Origin of the sequence: Pandoraea aquatica (assembly GCF_902459565.1) — a bacterium.
Classification (GTDB): domain Bacteria; phylum Pseudomonadota; class Gammaproteobacteria; order Burkholderiales; family Burkholderiaceae; genus Pandoraea; species Pandoraea aquatica.
The window spans coordinates 1-16,417 of sequence record NZ_CABPSN010000002.1; the positions used below are offsets into that span (position 1 = coordinate 1).

Here is a 16,417-nt window from a genome sequence, read left to right on the forward strand (position 1 = left end):
TTGGATCGCATTGGTTTCACGTGAAACACCACTCTCCCGTAGAGACATCTCACTCAGACGAATTCCGATGCTCCGAAGCCTCCGACATTCCCGCCCTCTCGCATGCCGGCGTGGCGTCTCGTCACGCTAAAACCACTCGGTGCCAAATTCGTGTCGCTCTCGCAAGCTTCCGGGCAGTGGGGATCGGAGGCACTCGGCTGTGCTCCACCTGAAAGTCGCTTCGCCAGAGCGCCCCCGATCCCCACCTCTCAATTGCCCGGGAGCAATCACCCGAGGATGTGCGTGCGGTTTCACGTGAAACATGCCTGCCATTCTTGGCGAGCAAACCGGCTGTCCGTTGCTCTCACGTCTCGCCCTGAGAGGCTGGCCTTTGGATCGCATTGGTTTCACGTGAAACACCACTCTCCCGTAGAGACATCTCACTCAGACGAATTCCGATGCTCCGAATCCTCCGACATTCCCGCCCTCTCGCATGCAGGCGTGGCGTCTCGTCACGCTAAAACCACTCGGTGCCAAGTTCGTGTCGCCCTCACAAGCATCCGGGCCGTGGGGATCGGAGGCACTCGGCTGTGCTCCACCTGAAAGTCGCTTCGCCAGAGCGCCCCCGATCCCCACCACTCAATTGCCCGGGGCCAATCGCCCGAAGATTGTCGTGCGGTTTCACGTGAAACATTGGGCCAACCGTCCCGCGCATAATGAACCGCCACTCCGACCCCACCTCCCGTGCCAAGGAGATCGTTCGCATCTGGACCATTGGGTATCAGCGACCGCCGTCTGGATGTCCGTCGAAATCGGCCGTAGACAAGTGAGGGGATGTTTCACGTGAAACGTCGAGAACCGTCATGGCATAGATCACGGGGCGACACCTTGTTCTCCCCTGGGATCTCGGTCCTGGGTCAACTCCGCTCTGTTCCACGTCTCAACTGGGTACGCCGAACGTGGATCTTACCGAGACCACGCTGACAGCACCTCTGCCCTTTCCCGCTTTCAAGCTGAGGCCCAGCTGACGGGACAGCATTTGCCCAGTGGCGACCAAACCATACAAGGGGCGTCCCGCAACCAAAGCAATGCTGTTTCACGTGAAACAAACCTCGCCCGCGACCTTCAGGATGGGGTCAGGCAATTGAGTGGTGGGGATTGGGGGCACTCTGGCGAAGCGACTTTAAGTGGAGCACAGCCGAGTGCCCTCAATCCCCACTGCCCGGACATGGGTGAGGACGACACGGCAATTGCACCGCGCGGTTTGTCTGGCGCTAGTAAGCTCGGCATGTCGATTGGATGTGTAGAGCATGCAGCTCCAACCAAATGCAAGAGGGGACGTAGGCGGTGAACGATGGGGGCGTTTGCGTGGTGGGGATCGGGGGCACTCTGGCGAAGCGACTTTCAAGTGGAGCACAGCCGAGTGCCTCCGATCCCCACTGCCCGGAAGCTAGGGAGAACAATGCCGCAGTAGTGCTAGAGGGTGTTCTAAAAAGCATGCAGCCCACTTGTATGGACTCAACTCCTCGTCACACCCCACTTCGCCACATTTAGCCGAACGAGGTCGAACCGCGACGAAAGCTCCGGAAAATTGAGGGGTGGGGATTGGCGGTACTCTGGCGAAGCGACTTTCAGGTGGAGCACAGCCGAGTACCGTCAATCCCCACTGCCCGGAAGTGAGGGAGAACGTCGCCGTAATAGCGGGACGTGGTGTTCAGAAACACCCCCCTAAACCCACCTCCGTTCCACGTGAAACCAAGAAACGAAAACGGCCAAACAAAGCCGAAAGCAAACACCGCCGCCATATCTACAGCGATCATCCACCCGCGTTATCCACATCCGGACGCAGAACGCAAAAAACCCGTCACAGGAATTTGCTTTTCTGTGGATAACCTCAGCAACGAAATCCGCAAGAATTTCGAGAAAATCTCGCAACCCCTTATTGCGGCAGTGCGCCATAGATTTGAGTTACTCACACATATCCACAAGCAACTGTGAATAAGTGACCTAGCATACTTTGGCGCGGATCCTCGACGTCGGCCCAAAGAATTAGGGACGGATAGTCGTATCGAACGACCGTTCGGTTCGATTAAGCAACCAAAACGAGCGCCTCACCCGCACTCGCCAGGAACGAAAAAAAAAGCCCGCCAAACCGGCGGGCCTTCTCAATCTACATCGGACTATGCTCCGACAGCCAACGACCGTCAGGCAGCCTTCTTAGCCAGCCCCAGATAGGTCTCAATGACCTTGGGATTGGTGGCCAGCTCCTGCGCCGGCCCTTCGAGGGCCAGCTCGCCCGTCTCGATCACGTAGGCGTAGTCGGCGACCTGCAACGCCGCGCGTGCGTTCTGCTCGATCAGCAGCGTGGCAACGCCCGTCTTACGCAAGTCGTTGATGATGTGGAAGATTTCCTTCACGATCAGCGGCGCCAGACCCAGGCTAGGCTCATCCAGCATCAGCAACTGCGGCTTGGCCATCAACGCACGCCCCACCGCCAGCATCTGACGTTCACCACCCGACAGCGTCCCCGCCTGCTGAACACGACGCTCCTTCAGGCGCGGAAACAGCTCATAGACCACTTCCATCTGATCGAGGAAGTTCTTCTCCCCGGCCTTCTTGCGACGGTAAGCACCCAGCAGCAGATTGTCCTCAACGGTCATCGTCGAGAACAGCTCGCGCTTCTCCGGCACCAGGCACATGCCGCGCGACACACGGGCCTCGATCGTCAGCGCCGACATCTCATGGCCGAGATAAGCCACGCTGCCCTTGCTCGACCCGTTGTGCGGCAACGCGCCCATGATCGCGTTGAGCATCGACGACTTGCCCGCACCGTTCGGACCGATCACGGTGACGATCTGCCCTGCCCCGACCCGCAGATGCGCACCATGCACCGCCTCGACTTTGCCGTATGCAACGGCGAGGTCCTTGACCTCCAGAATTGCGTCGGCCATCACTCCACTCCTCCCAGGTACGCTTCGAGCACCGCCGGGTTCTTCTGCACGTCTTCCGGCAGCCCCTCGGCGATCTTGGTGCCGAACTCCATCACCACCAGGTGATCGGTCAGATTCATCACGAAGTCCATGTCGTGCTCGACCAGCAACACGCTCATGCCCTCGTCCTTCAGCTTCTTGAGCAGATCGCCCAGCGCCTGCTTTTCCTTGTAGCGCAGGCCTGCCGCCGGCTCATCGAGCAACAGCAACGTCGGGTCGCACGCCAGTGCACGCGCGATTTCCAGAATACGTTGCTGACCCAGCGCCAAACTGCCCGCTTCGTCATACATGTGCGCGCCAAGGCCCACACGCTCGATCTGCTGCTTGGCTTCGTTCAGCAGCATCGCTTCTTCATGACGATCCAGACGTAGCACGCTCGACCACACGCCACCCTGCGGACGACGACGCAGACCGTTCTTGTCACGCAGATACGCGCCGATAGCCACGTTCTCGAGCACGCTCATGTGCGGCATCAGACGCACGTGCTGGAAGGTCCGGCCGATACCGCGCTTGACGATCTCACGCGACGGCAGACGGTCGATACGCTCGCCGAGGAACGAAATCTCACCCCGCGTCGCCTGCAACACGCCGGTCACCAGGTTGAACGTCGTCGACTTACCCGCACCGTTCGGACCGATCAGACCGACGATCTCGCCCGCCTTCACTTCGAACGATACGTCGTTCACTGCGACCAGACCACCGAACTCCTTGCGCGCCTTCTCAAGCTTGAGCACCACCTCGCCCACCGCCGGCTTGGGACGATGTCCCAACGGCTCTGCCTGCTCAGGGGCCTTCGCGACACGTCGCGCCGGGAAGATCTTGCCGAAGAACGGCCACACGCCATCGCGCGCATATTGCAGCAACAACACCAGCAAGATGCCGAAGACGATGGTTTCGAAGTTGCCGTTCGCGCCCAGCAGCACCGGCAGAATGTTCTGCAAGTAGTCCTTGAGCACCGTCAGAATCGCCGCACCCAGCACCGCACCCCACACGTGGGACACGCCACCGACCACCGCCATGAACAGATACTCGATGCCGTGGTTCAGGTTGAACGGCGTCGGGTTCACGGCACGCTGCAAGTGCGCGTACAGCCAGCCCGAAATCGCAGCCAGCACCGCCGCATAGACGAACACGACCACCTTCATCCACGCCGTGTTCACGCCCATCGCTTCGGCCATCACGCCGCCGCCCTTGAGCGCGCGAATCGCACGGCCCGGACGCGAATCCAGCAGGTTCTTGATCGACACCACCGCCAGCACCACCACGATCCAGATCAGGTAGTACATCTGACGCCCGCTCGCCAGCTCCAGGCCGAACAGATTGATGGTCGGGATGTCGTTCAGGCCGTCGTACTTGCCCAGGAACTCCAGGTTGCCGAACAGGTAATACAGCGCCAGACCCCACGCAATCGTGCCCAGCGGCAGGAAGTGGCCCGACAGACGCATCGTGATCGCACCGATGATCAACGCCGCACCCGCCGTAATCGCCACGCCGACGATCAGACCCAGCCACGGCGATGCGCCGTAAGCCGTCGTCAGATACGCCGTCGCATACGCGCCCAGACCGACGAACGCCGCCTGTCCGAACGAGGTCATGCCCGCCACACCCGTGAGCAACACGAGACCGATGGCGACGATGCTGTACAAGCCGATGTAGTTAAGCAGCGTCACCCAGTATTCAGGCAAACGCACCGGCGCTGGCAGTACCGGCAACACCGCCAGCAGCACCAGGAAAATCAGGAAGTATTTGTTTTTCATTCTGTGGTCCGCCCCGGCTTATTCCTCGTCTTCTTCAACGTGCTTGCTCGTGAGCGACAGCCACAGCAGCACCGGAAGAATCAGCGTGAAGACGATGACCTCCTTGTACGCACTCGCCCAGAACGACGAGTACGACTCCAGCAGGCCCACGAGAATGGCGCCAAGCGCCGCGACCGGATAACTCACCAGACCGCCGATAATCGCGCCCACGAAGCCCTTCAGGCCGATCAGGAAGCCCGATTCGTAATAGATGGTCGTGATCGGTGCGATCAGAATGCCGCACAGCACGCCCAGCACCGCCGCCAGCGTGAACGCCAGTCGGCCGGCCTGCACCGTACCGATGCCTACCAGACGCGCACCCAGACGGTTCACGGCCGTCGCGCGCAGCGCCTTGCCCGAGAGCGAACGGTCGAAGTAGAAGTACAGCGCCAGAATCATCACGACCGACACGCCCACCACCCACAGACTCTGTCCGGACACCATCACCGAGCCGATGTTGAAGCTCGCGTCCGAGAACGGCTGCGTGCGCGAACCCTCGGCACCGAACATCACCAGCCCAAGGCCCGTGAGCGCGAAGTGCACGCCGACCGAGACGATCAGCAGCAACAGCGTGCTCGCCTCCGCCAACGGCTGATACGCCAGGCGATAGAGCATCGGCCCCATCGGCACGACCAGCAACAGCGTGACGGCGATCTGCACGAGCATCGGCAAGGTCATCGGCGAGATCGCCTTGACCACGAAGAACACGGCAATCGGAAACACGAGATATTTACCCGCGAACACCGGCACCAGGCGGCCCGCCAGCTTGCGCCGCTCACTGTGACGCAAGACACTTGCCGTCTCCACAATGAACGTGCAAATGCCCATCGCCACGAGCAGCCAGCTCGTCAGCGGAAACTTCTGGGTCTGGATGGCCGCGAGCGTGAGCGCGCCATACGACACGAACTCGCCCTGCGGAATGAAGATGACGCGGGTGACGGAGAACACCAACACGAGCGCCAATGCCAACAAGGCATAAATCGCACCCGTGGTGATGCCGTCCTGCGCCAGGATGGCTGCAATCGAAAGATCCATGCTCCTCTCACTTCGTTTGAGTACTTCTTGAACCGGCTGGCGAGACAGCCGGTGTGATGCACGGTGCAGCGCGCTGCCACCCCGTTCCCCTTCAACTTCGGCGCACCCCGCACGATCCCCGTGTCGCAGCGCAGCGAATTATGAATTGTATAAACCGTTATGCATTGGTAAAACCCGGGTGACTACTGAGATGACGACATCTCAACCCGTTTTTCGACGACGGCGGGGCTTGGTCGGCAACGACGGCGCGTCGGCCAGCACCTCCGGCGGCAGGGCTTCGCGCACGACATCCATCAGCCGGTAGATCTCGGCGAGCGTGTCGCGCCCTACTTTGTCCTCCAGATAGCGGTAGCGCTCCTCGACCAGCGGGCCGAGCTTCTTGCACAGCGCCCGGCTTGACGGCGTCAGCGACACCATCACGCGGCGCTGGTCCGCTGCCACGCGTCGGCGCATGATCAGACCCGACGCCTCCATCCGTTCGAGCATGCCCGACAGGCTCGGGCTGAGAATGCAGCACTCGCGCGCCACCTGCCCGATCTCCATTTCCCCGGATTCGCTATCGTTGACGGCGCGTATGACACGCCATTGTTGTTCCGTGATGTCGTAGCAATTGAGTAACGGCCGGAACAGGCCCATCACCGCTTCACGCGATTGCAGCAACAACAGGGATAGGTTGCGGTGTTCGAATTCACCCGTCATGGATTTACGCTCGAAAGGATCGACCGTTCAGCCCCCGGCTGCGGCGATCAGGTTGGGACAATGCGGCCTCTCATGTGCCGCTCGCAAATGCATGTCCTGCCGTCTCTTTGCGATGCGCGAAACTACCACGCTCAAAAAAAACGGGCGCGAACGCCCGTTCTTTAGGCCCGGCTGGTCGAACCGGGCGCTTTTACCGCAGATGTTTCCGATGGAACAGCGGGGCATGCCTGCATGCTATAGGCAGCCCCGGCGCGCATCAGTTCGCCAATTTCCACTTGCCGTCGACGATTTGCACCATCACACGCGAGCGCTGATCCAGACCGTTGTGGTCGTTCTTGCTCATGTTGAAGATGCCTGCCGTGCCCGGCATGTCCTTCACGTTCTCCAGCGCTTCGCGCAGGGCTGCGCGGAACTCCGGCGTGCCCGGCTTGGCCTTCTTCAGTGCCACCGGAATCGTGGCTTGCAGCAGCAGGCCGCCGTCCCAGGCGTGGCCGCCGAAGGTCGAGATCGAGCCAGCGCCGTACGCCTTTTCATAGGCAGCCTTGTATGCAGCGGCCGACTTCTTCACCGGGTTGTCGTTCGGCAGTTGCTCGACGACGAGCAGCGGGCCGGCCGGCAGATACGTGCCTTCGCAGTCCTTGCCGCAAACACGCAGGAAGTCGTTGTTCGCCACGCCGTGCGTCTGATACAGCTTGCCCTTGTAGCCGCGCTCCTTGAGCGTGCGCTGCGGCAGTGCCGCCGGCGTGCCCGAACCGGCGATCAGCACGGCATCCGGGTTCGCGCCCATGACCTTGAGCGCCTGACCGGTCACCGACGTGTCGGCGCGGTTGAAGCGCTCGTTCGCCACGACCTTGATCTTGTTCAGATCCGCAGCCTTCTGGAATTCCTTGTACCAACCTTCGCCGTACGCATCGGCGAAGCCGATGAACGCCGCGGTCTTCACGCCGTTGTCGGCCATGTGCTTGGCGATAGCGGTGGCCATCAGAATGTCGTTCTGCGGGGTCTTGAAGGCCCACGTGCGCTTGGCGTCGACCGGCTCGACGATGGCAGCGCCTGCGGCCATCGAAATCACCGGGGTCTGCGTTTCGGCAGCGACGTCGACCATCGCCAGCGAGTTCGGCGTGACGGTCGAGCCGAGCACGGCGTCGACGTGATCTTCGCTGATCAGCTTGCGCATGTTCTTGACGGCGGTCGTGGTGTCGGTCGCATCGTCGAGCACGATGTACTGCACCGTCTGACCCGCAATCGTCTTGGGCATCAGTGCGATCGTGTTCTTCTCGGGAATGCCCAGCGAAGCGGCCGGACCGGTCGCCGACAGCGACACGCCAATCTTCACCTGAGCGTTCGCCACGCCCGCGACGAGCATCATGGCCGATGCCATGCACAGCAACTTCAGTTTCATTTGGGTCTCCTCACAAAAATTTCGAATTCGATTTTTGACGCATTTTTTTGACATTAACCGACCGCGCAGTCGGGAAATTGTCGCCCATCTTACGGGCACGGATGCCGTTTCGTAAAGTGCGGTTTCCCCACCTGTGGCATCTGCCACAGCGGTTTTGCCACTAGCCGCGCAAAAACGCGTCGTAGCCCGTTTTCACGATCAGCACCGCAAGCACGCCCAGAAACATGCGCCGCACGAAACCCACACCGTGCTTGAGCGCGAGACGGCTGCCCACCAGACTGCCCACCACGTTCATGATCGCCATGCCCGCGCCGACCAGCCACAGTACATGCCCGCTCATGCCGAACAGCAGCAGCGCGGCCAGATTCGTCGCGACGTTCACAATCTTCGAGGACGCCGACGCGTTCACGAAGTCCTGCCCGAACAGCCGCACAAACAGAAACACCAGAAAACTGCCCGCACCGGGGCCGAAGAAACCGTCGTAGAAGCCGATGACGCCGCCCACAGCGATCGCCATGAGTGTCACCCCGCTCCCACCCTTCACAGGGGCGTGGACCGTCCCGAAATCCTTTTTTCGCAGGGTGTAGATCGCAACAGCGACCAGGACGAACGGCAGCACCTTGCGCAGCACGTCGGCCGGCACATGGGTGACGGCGTAGGCACCGCAGAACGAGAAGACGAAGGCCGCGACGGTGGCGGGCGCCACGATGGACCAGCGCAGCTGGACGCCGCGCGAGTAACGCAGCGCCGCTGAGGCCGTGCCCCAGATGCCAGCCATCTTGTTGGTGCCGAACAGCAGCGGCGGCGCAGCATTGGGGAAGACGGCGAAAAGCGTCGGCACGGAGATCAGGCCGCCGCCACCGACTACGGCGTCGACCAACCCGGCGAGAAACGCCCCGCCAGCGAGCATCAGCAAATCGCTCAGCGCCCAACCCGTCAACATACCTTCCCCATACACAACACCCCAGTCGCTCCGTGCGTCGGCACCGGCCAGACGAAAACGCCGAGCATAGCGTCTTTATTCCGCATTGCGCGTACTTATTGCGGTAGAAACCGGTGCAATTCTCGCAATGTGGCGTAAAGACAGCCGGAATTGCGAATTGAATGCGGGAAAACCAATTAAAGGGAGAATGCGATGCGCGAGAGCCGCACAAGGGAGCGTCATGACCGTTGAATATGGCATGGCTGGCGAAGGCCTGGCACAACGCAATGCGACGTTGCGCAGAAGGTGAAGCACAATATAAAAAGCGCTGTCGGAGTCTTCTCCGACAGCGCTTTCTTTTTTGGCGGTGCGCGTTATCGCGCTTGTTGTCTCCTCGTTCCTCGCCCCTATATCCTGCTGTGACGCGAACTGAGGGAGAGAATAAAGGAGCACCCAATGCACCACAAGTCAGCATTTACCCCTACGAATTAGGTTTTTTCTGACATTCGTGCGCCAGAGTGACGAGCGGACGCGCCACACAGGTGCATCCACCGCCATCCAGGCTTCCACGAATCGCTCGCTTATCACTCGCTTATCACTCACTTACGACGCCTGCGACATCGACCGGAAGAACCGGCTGCGCGCAATGAACTCGCCCACGAGACCGCGTCGGAACGCCAGCACGCAGATGATGAAGATCGCGCCGATCACGATGGTCACCGACTCACCGAGCGTCTGGAACCACGTCACACCGGTCGCCGTCGCGAGCCAGTTGCCGATATCGCCCAGCTTGTTCTCGAGCACGATGATCACCACCGCGCCCACCACCGGCCCGAGCATCGTGCCGAGACCGCCCACGAGCGTCATCAGAATCACCATGCCCGACATCGTCCAGTGAACGTCGGTGAGGGTCTCGAAGCCCAGCACTACCGTCTTGGTTGAACCGGCCAGCGCGGCAAGCGTGGCCGACAGCACGAACGCCAGCAGCTTGAAGCGGTCGACGTCGTAACCGAGCGAGATCGCACGCGGCTCGTTCTCTTTGATGGCCTTGAGCACCTGACCGAACGGCGAGTGCACGATGCGCATGATCAGCAGGAAACCCAGCGCGCAGATCGCGAGCACCACGTAGTACAGCGTGAGATCCGAGTCGAGCGGCAGCAGACCGAAGAGCGAACCGCGCGGCACGCCTTGCAGACCGTCTTCCCCGCCGGTGAACGGTGCTTGCAGACAGAAGAAGTACAGCATCTGCGCGAGCGCCAGCGTGATCATGGCGAAGTAAATGCCCTGACGCCGGATCGCCAGCAAGCCGATCACCAGCCCCAGCACCGCCCCCGCAACCACACCCGCGAGAATGCCGATCTCCGGCGTAAAGCCGAGGTTGCGAATCGCATAGCCCGTCACATAACCTGCGCTACCGAAGAACGCGGCGTGCCCGAACGACAGCAGCCCCGTGAAGCCGAGCAGCAAGTTGAAGGCCGCGGCGAACAGTGCGAAGCACAGCACCTTCATGACGAAGACCGGATACGCGCCGGCAAACGGCGCAACGATCAGCGCCAACAGCAGCAGGGAATACAGCACGCGTTGTTGCATCTGTTGTTGCATGGTTTCGTCCCTTACTTTTGTTTGCCGAACAGCCCGGCGGGGCGCAGCAGCAACACGATCACCATGATGAAGAACACCACGGTCGCCGACGCTTCCGGGTAGAACACCTTGGTGAAGCCTTCGATCACGCCGAGCATCAGCCCGGTGACGATCGAGCCCATGATGGAGCCCATACCGCCGATCACGACCACCGCAAACACGGTGATGATCATCGACTGGCCCATGAGCGGGGATATCTGAATGACGGGCGCGGCGAGCACACCGGCGAACGCGGCCAGCGCCACGCCGAAGCCGTACGTCAGCGTGATCATGAGGGGCACGTTCACGCCGAACGCTTCCACGAGCTTCGGGTTCTCGGTGCCAGCACGCAGATACGCGCCGATCTTCGTCTTCTCGATGATGAACCACGTCGCGAAGCAGACGACGAGCGATGCCACCACCACCCACGCGCGATAGTTCGGCATGAACATGAAGCCGAGGTTGGTCGCACCGGACAGCGCATCGGGTGCGTCGAACGGCTGGCCGGACACACCGTAGATCGAGCGGAACACGCCTTCGAGCACGAGCGTGATGCCGAACGTCAGCAGCAAACCGTAAAGATGATCGAGCTTGTAGATCCAGCGCAGCATGGTGCGCTCGATCACGATGCCGATGATGCCCACCACGACGGGGGCGAGGATCAGCATGACCCAGTAATTGAGGCCGAGATAATTGCCGCCCATCCAGGCGAGCATGGCACCCAGCATGAACAACGCGCCGTGCGCGAAGTTGATCACGTTGAGCAGACCGAAAATCACCGCCAGGCCGAGGCTCAGCATGGCGTAAAACGAGCCGTTCACCAGTCCCAGCAGCAGTTGGCTCAACAGCGCCGGCAGGGGGATGCCTAGAAAGTCCATCGAAATCGATTCTCTGGGAGAAACCTTGGAGAAAGGTCGCGACGGGACACGCGTCCCGTCGCTATCCGTGCATCGTTTGCTACAGAAGTGCTGCGCTTACTTCAGCTTGCAGGTCGATTCGGCTTCGGTGGTGAAGGCCTTCTCGCCCGGGATCGTGGCAACTACCTTGTAGTAGTCCCACGGCGCCTTCGATTCGGCCTTCGACTTCACTTGCATCAGGTACATGTCGTGGACCATCGTGCCGTCCTTACGGATGTAGCCCTTGCTGAACATGTCGTCGATCTTGATCTTGTGGAGCTGCTCCATGACCTTGTCGGCGTCCGTCGTACCGGCGGCCTGTACGGCCTTGAGGTACGTCGTCGTGGCCGAGTAGTCACCGGCTTGCAGGCTCGACGGCATCTTCTTCATCTTTTCGAAGTAACGCTTGGCGAAGGCGCGGGTCTTGTCGTCCTTGTCCCAGTACCAGCTATCGGTCAGGTACATGCCTTCGGTGTTATCCAGACCGAGCGAGTGAATGTCGTTGATGAACACGAGCAGACCGGCGATCTGCATCTTGCCCTTGATACCGAATTCCTTCGCGGCCTTGATCGCGTTGATCGTGTCGCCACCAGCGTTCGCCAGCCCCAGCACCTGCGCCTTGGACGCCTGCGCTTGCAACAGGTACGACGAGAAGTCCGAAGCCGACAGCGGGTGACGCACCTGCCCCACCACCGTGCCGCCGTTAGCCTTCACCACGTCGGACGTGGACTTCTCCAGCGCGTGACCGAACGCATAGTCGGCGGTCAGGAAGAACCACGACTTGCCGCCCGCCTTCACCACGGCCGAGCCGGTGCCGCGTGCGAGCGCAACGGTGTCGTACGCGTAGTGCACGCCGTACGGCTGGCATTGGTCGTTGGTCAGCGCGTCGGAGCCTGCGCCTACGTTGATGTAGACCTTCTTCTTCTCGGCGGAGACCTTGTTCATCGCCAGGCCGGTACCCGAGTTGGTACCACCGATGAGCATGTCGACGCCACCACGGTCGAACCATTCGCGCGCTTTCGACGCCGCAACGTCCGCCTTGTTCTGGTGATCGGCCGTGACCAGTTCGACCGGCTTGCCGAGAACCTTGCCGCCGAAGTCGGCGATGGCCATCTTGATGGCTTCTGCGCCGCCCTGTCCGTCGATGTCGGTGTACAGACCCGACATATCGGTGATGAAACCGATCTTCACCGTGTTGCCATCGGCGTGGGCCTGCGAGGCCATTGCCGCAAAACCAAACGCAGCCGCAACGGCCAACGCCTTCATCCGCATCGTCATCTTCGTCTCCTTCGTGGATTTGATCGCCTGGGTCCATCGCCCGGCACGCGTGCACGCCGGGTAGCTCACCTCATACGCCCAACAACTCGTGCAGCACCGGCATCTTCGTCTCCAGCTCCGGAGCGCCGAAGCGCTCCACGATCTTGCCGTGCTCCATGACATAGAAGCGATCGGCCAGCGGAGCCGCAAAACGGAAATTCTGTTCCACCATCACGATGGTGTAGCCACGCGCTTTGAGCGTGGTGATCATGCGCGCAAGCGTCTGCACGATCACCGGCGCGAGGCCTTCGGAAATCTCATCGAGCAGCAACAGATTCGCGCCTGTGCGCAGAATGCGCGCCACCGCGAGCATCTGTTGTTCGCCACCCGACAGGCGCGTGCCCTGACTGTGACGGCGCTCTTTCAGGTTCGGGAACATGTCGTAAATCTCGTCGAGCGACATACCGCGCCCGCCGTCTTCGCGACGGTTGCCGCTCATGCCGATATACGGCGGCAGCAGCAGATTTTCTTCACACGACAGGCTCGCGAAAATGCCGCGCTCTTCAGGGCAATAACCCACGCCGTGATGCGCGACCTTATACGTCGGGAGATGAATCGTTTCTTCACCGGCAATGCGAATCGATCCCTGACGCTGACCGGTCAGGCCCATGATCGCGCGCAGCGTCGTGGTGCGCCCGGCCCCGTTGCGCCCGAGCAGCGTGACGACTTCGCCACGCCCGACCGTCAGGTCCACGCCGTGCAGGATGTGCGACTCGCCGTACCACGCCTGAAGCCCTTCGACTTCCAGTGCGGGCACGTTGCCGCCGTTCTTGCCACCCTGGTTGTTGCCGCCGTTACCGTACATAGCCGTCCTCACCCGTGGGCTCCCTGCATTTCGCCGTCCGCCGTGCCCATATAGGCTTCCATCACCTGCGGATTCTTCGAGACTTCGTGATACGGCCCCTCGGCGAGCACTTCACCGCGCTGAAGCACGGTGATGGTGTCGGAGATCCCGGCGATCACGTTCATGTTGTGCTCGACCATCAGAATCGTGCGTCCCGCCGACACCTTCTTGATGAGTGCCGTCACGCGATCGACGTCTTCGTGACCCATGCCTTGCGTGGGCTCGTCTAGCAACATTAGTTCGGGCTCCATAGCAAGCGTGGTTGCGATTTCGAGCGCGCGTTTGCGGCCGTACGGCAACTCCACGGTGAGCGTATGAGCGAATTCGGTGAGGCCGACTTCCGCGAGCAACTCCATGGCGCGCGCGTCGAGCTGACGCAGCGTGCGACTGCTGCTCCAGAAGTGGAACGCCGTGCCGAGGTTGCGTTGCAGTCCGATACGCACGTTCTCGAGCACGGTGAGGTGCGGGAACACGGCGGAGATCTGGAACGAGCGGATGATGCCGCGTCGCGCGATTTGCGCGGGCGCTTCACGGGTGATGTCTTCCCCGTTGAAGGTGATGGACCCGGCGCTGGGCACGAGGAATTTCGTGAGCAGGTTGAAGCAGGTCGTTTTGCCCGCACCGTTCGGCCCGATCAGCGCATGAATGGTGCCGCGCGCAACGCGCAGGTCGACCCCGTTCACGGCGGTGAAGCCACGGAACTCTTTGGTGAGCCCGCGGGTTTCGAGAATGTAATCGTTGTTCGCCATGTCTCCTGCCACATTCCTGGTTGGCGGTGCGAAGCGTCGTGTGCGCTTCAGACACCATCGTCTGTGACAACCGCAAGGCAGGCGGGTGACGCGATGGTTGGCGTCGCCGGCAAAGTGCCCCGCGTCCCAAACGAAGCGCCGAATTCTTGGTTCGATCACTCATAGGGAAACGTTATTGTGTGTGGTTTGCTGCAACGCGATCATTGGGATTTGCACTAGGCTTCGCACCCCTCGAAACGCGCATGCTCACACGCGTTGCAGAACGTTCGGTCACATAGCACACGACGATGCACCTCCCTTGTGCGACAAGGGTTTTGCGGCACATGCAAATGGGCGGGCGATAGCGAATATCGATGAGACACCGCACCGGGCGCTCATCGATATGGGACTACATTAGGTATTACTACGTAAGATTTGGGAAAGCAGCGGTAGGTCGTTAGCTGACGCGAAGCTTACGCGCAGCGCGAATCATGTCGCTGGCCCGCTCCGCGATCATGATCGTCGGCGAGTTGGTGTTGCCCGACGTGATAGTCGGCATAACGGACGCATCCACCACGCGCAAGCCCTGCACACCCCGCACACGCAACTGCGGATCGACGACGGCATCGGGGTCATCTGCGCGGCCCATGCGGCACGTGCCGACCGGATGGAAGATCGTCGTGCCGATGTCACCCGCCGCGCGCTTCAGGTCGTCGTCGCTCTGATACGACGGTCCCGGCAGATACTCGCGCGGCTCGTAACGCGCGAACGCCGGTGCGCCCACGATGCGGCGCGTGAGTTTGATCGCGTCGGCGGCGACACGCAGATCCTCTTCCGTCGAGAGATAGTGCGGTGCGATGTTCGGTGCGACACGCGCATCGGGCGACGTGAGATGCACATGGCCGCGCGACGTCGGTCGCAGGTTGCACACCGACGCCGTGAACGCGTTGAACTTGTGCAACGGCTCGCCGAACTTCTCCAGCGACAACGGCTGCACGTGATACTCCAGATCGGGACGCGTCATGTCGTCGCGACTGCGCGCAAACGCCCCCAGTTGCGACGGCGCCATGCTCATCGGCCCGCGCTGCGTAAACGCGTACTGCATGCCGATCGAGAGCTTGCCGAGCAGACTGTTCGCGGTGAGGTTGAGCGTCTTTGCGCCGCGTAGCTTGTACACCGTGCGCAATTGCAGATGGTCCTGCAAGTTCTCGCCGACAGCGGGCACATGCGACACGACATCGATGCCGAGATTGCGCAATCGCTCGCCATCGCCAATGCCGGACACTTCGAGCAGATGCGGAGAATTGACCGCGCCCGCCGCGAGAATCGTTTCGACGTTTGCGAGCGCCACGAAGTCCTCGTTTCCACCGCGATACGCCACGCCCGTGCAACGCGTGCCGTCGAACGTCAGACGACTTACGCTCGCGCCCGTGATCACCGTCAGATTCGGACGTTGCGACGCCGGTCGCAAGAAGCCCTTCGCAGCACTCCAGCGCACACCGCGTCGCTGATTCACTTCGAAGTAACCGATGCCGAAGTTATCGCCTTGATTGAAGTCGTCGGTCTTGGGAATGCCGATCTGCTCGGCGGCATCGGCAAACGAATCGAGCACGCGCCACGACAGACGCTGCTTCTCGACGCGCCATTCGCCGCCGCTGCCATGAAACTCGGAGCTTCCCTTGTAATGGTCTTCGCTGCGCTTGAACAGCGGCAGCACGTTGTCCCAGCGCCAGCCGTCGTCGCCGGTCGCGTCGGCCCACACGTCGTAATCCTCGCGCTGGCCGCGCATGTAGATCATGCCGTTGATCGACGAACTGCCCCCCAGCACCCGCCCTCGCGGATACGCGAGTGAGCGACCGTTAAGCCCGGCTTCTTCCTGCGTGCGATACAGCCAGTCCGTGCGCGGGTTGCCGATGCAATAGAGATAACCGACGGGGATGTGAATCCAGTGATAGTCGTCCTTGCCGCCGGCTTCGAGCAGCAGCACAGAGACGTCGGGGTCTTGCGTGAGACGGTTCGCCAGCACACAGCCGGCTGAACCGGCGCCGACGATGATGTAGTCGAAGCGCTCCTGCTTGTCGCTATGCTTGTCCGTCTGCTTGCTCATTCCCGCATGTCTCCGTCGTTGGCGCGGCACTCGCCATAGTGCGGTGCCGACGCTGGTGCGGCACCCGAGTGGGGTGGACTGT

At 61.3% G+C, this 16,417-nt stretch carries 12 protein-coding genes; all 12 read right to left on the bottom strand.

Annotated features, from left to right (window positions below; translation table 11 throughout):
• Positions 1–2,183: 2,183 nt before the first annotated feature.
• The 12 genes from PAQ31011_RS05570 to PAQ31011_RS05625 all read right to left on the bottom strand — a co-directional run bounded on the left by PAQ31011_RS05570 (position 2,184) and on the right by PAQ31011_RS05625 (position 16,335).
• Positions 2,184–2,930: an ABC transporter ATP-binding protein gene (locus PAQ31011_RS05570; RefSeq protein WP_150574932.1), complete on the bottom strand. Its 747-nt coding sequence runs from the start codon at positions 2,928–2,930 to the stop codon at positions 2,184–2,186.
• On the bottom strand, positions 2,930–4,726 hold the full coding sequence (locus PAQ31011_RS05575; protein WP_150574933.1) for a branched-chain amino acid ABC transporter ATP-binding protein/permease: 1,797 nt from the start codon (positions 4,724–4,726) through the stop codon (positions 2,930–2,932). The genes PAQ31011_RS05570 and PAQ31011_RS05575 overlap by 1 nt, the downstream gene beginning before the upstream one ends.
• A gap of 18 nt (positions 4,727–4,744) precedes the next feature.
• On the bottom strand, positions 4,745–5,800 hold the full coding sequence (locus tag PAQ31011_RS05580) for a branched-chain amino acid ABC transporter permease (protein WP_150574934.1): 1,056 nt from the start codon (positions 5,798–5,800) through the stop codon (positions 4,745–4,747).
• 201 nt (positions 5,801–6,001) lie between these two features.
• Positions 6,002–6,499 (bottom strand): homoprotocatechuate degradation operon regulator HpaR, encoded by a 498-nt coding sequence (gene hpaR, locus PAQ31011_RS05585; RefSeq protein WP_039394138.1) that lies wholly within the window; start codon positions 6,497–6,499, stop codon positions 6,002–6,004.
• A 256-nt stretch (positions 6,500–6,755) separates the two neighbouring features.
• Entirely contained in the window at positions 6,756–7,901 is a 1,146-nt protein-coding gene (locus PAQ31011_RS05590; protein WP_150574935.1) for an ABC transporter substrate-binding protein, read from the bottom strand.
• Positions 7,902–8,061: 160 nt separating this feature from the next.
• A complete protein-coding gene (locus PAQ31011_RS05595) occupies positions 8,062–8,844 on the bottom strand; it encodes a sulfite exporter TauE/SafE family protein (RefSeq protein WP_150574936.1) in 783 nt (260 codons plus the stop codon).
• Between the two features lie 582 nt (positions 8,845–9,426).
• Positions 9,427–10,425 carry a branched-chain amino acid ABC transporter permease gene (locus PAQ31011_RS05600; protein ID WP_150574937.1) on the bottom strand — a complete coding sequence of 333 codons (999 nt, stop codon included), beginning with the start codon at positions 10,423–10,425 and terminating at the stop codon, positions 9,427–9,429.
• A gap of 11 nt (positions 10,426–10,436) precedes the next feature.
• The gene (locus PAQ31011_RS05605) at positions 10,437–11,321 is read right to left on the bottom strand and encodes a branched-chain amino acid ABC transporter permease (protein WP_150574938.1); all 885 of its coding nucleotides are present in this window, start codon (positions 11,319–11,321) and stop codon (positions 10,437–10,439) included.
• Positions 11,322–11,417: 96 nt separating this feature from the next.
• Complete coding sequence (locus PAQ31011_RS05610) at positions 11,418–12,611, bottom strand: ABC transporter substrate-binding protein (RefSeq protein WP_150575760.1); 1,194 nt, start codon at positions 12,609–12,611, stop codon at positions 11,418–11,420.
• 76 nt (positions 12,612–12,687) lie between these two features.
• Positions 12,688–13,461: an ABC transporter ATP-binding protein gene (locus PAQ31011_RS05615; RefSeq protein ID WP_039394148.1), complete on the bottom strand. Its 774-nt coding sequence runs from the start codon at positions 13,459–13,461 to the stop codon at positions 12,688–12,690.
• A gap of 8 nt (positions 13,462–13,469) precedes the next feature.
• The gene (locus PAQ31011_RS05620) at positions 13,470–14,249 is read right to left on the bottom strand and encodes an ABC transporter ATP-binding protein (protein ID WP_046290222.1); all 780 of its coding nucleotides are present in this window, start codon (positions 14,247–14,249) and stop codon (positions 13,470–13,472) included.
• Between the two features lie 436 nt (positions 14,250–14,685).
• Positions 14,686–16,335 carry a GMC family oxidoreductase gene (locus tag PAQ31011_RS05625; protein WP_150574939.1) on the bottom strand — a complete coding sequence of 550 codons (1,650 nt, stop codon included), beginning with the start codon at positions 16,333–16,335 and terminating at the stop codon, positions 14,686–14,688.
• Between the last annotated feature and the right edge of the window lie 82 nt (positions 16,336–16,417).

What these genes read in the sequence shown, in the direction of transcription:
- PAQ31011_RS05610 (WP_150575760.1), bottom strand. Translation starts at nt 12,611, where the DNA reads ATGCGGATGAAGGCGTTGGCCGTTGCGGCTGCGTTTGGTTTTGCGGCA.
- PAQ31011_RS05590 (WP_150574935.1), bottom strand. Translation starts at nt 7,901, where the DNA reads ATGAAACTGAAGTTGCTGTGCATGGCATCGGCCATGATGCTCGTCGCG.
- PAQ31011_RS05600 (WP_150574937.1), bottom strand. Translation starts at nt 10,425, where the DNA reads ATGCAACAACAGATGCAACAACGCGTGCTGTATTCCCTGCTGCTGTTG.
- PAQ31011_RS05605 (WP_150574938.1), bottom strand. Translation starts at nt 11,321, where the DNA reads ATGGACTTTCTAGGCATCCCCCTGCCGGCGCTGTTGAGCCAACTGCTG.
- PAQ31011_RS05615 (WP_039394148.1), bottom strand. Translation starts at nt 13,461, where the DNA reads ATGTACGGTAACGGCGGCAACAACCAGGGTGGCAAGAACGGCGGCAAC.
- PAQ31011_RS05625 (WP_150574939.1), bottom strand. Translation starts at nt 16,335, where the DNA reads ATGAGCAAGCAGACGGACAAGCATAGCGACAAGCAGGAGCGCTTCGAC.
- PAQ31011_RS05595 (WP_150574936.1), bottom strand. Translation starts at nt 8,844, where the DNA reads ATGTTGACGGGTTGGGCGCTGAGCGATTTGCTGATGCTCGCTGGCGGG.
- PAQ31011_RS05580 (WP_150574934.1), bottom strand. Translation starts at nt 5,800, where the DNA reads ATGGATCTTTCGATTGCAGCCATCCTGGCGCAGGACGGCATCACCACG.
- PAQ31011_RS05570 (WP_150574932.1), bottom strand. Translation starts at nt 2,930, where the DNA reads ATGGCCGACGCAATTCTGGAGGTCAAGGACCTCGCCGTTGCATACGGC.
- PAQ31011_RS05620 (WP_046290222.1), bottom strand. Translation starts at nt 14,249, where the DNA reads ATGGCGAACAACGATTACATTCTCGAAACCCGCGGGCTCACCAAAGAG.
- PAQ31011_RS05575 (WP_150574933.1), bottom strand. Translation starts at nt 4,726, where the DNA reads ATGAAAAACAAATACTTCCTGATTTTCCTGGTGCTGCTGGCGGTGTTG.
- hpaR (WP_039394138.1), bottom strand. Translation starts at nt 6,499, where the DNA reads ATGACGGGTGAATTCGAACACCGCAACCTATCCCTGTTGTTGCTGCAA.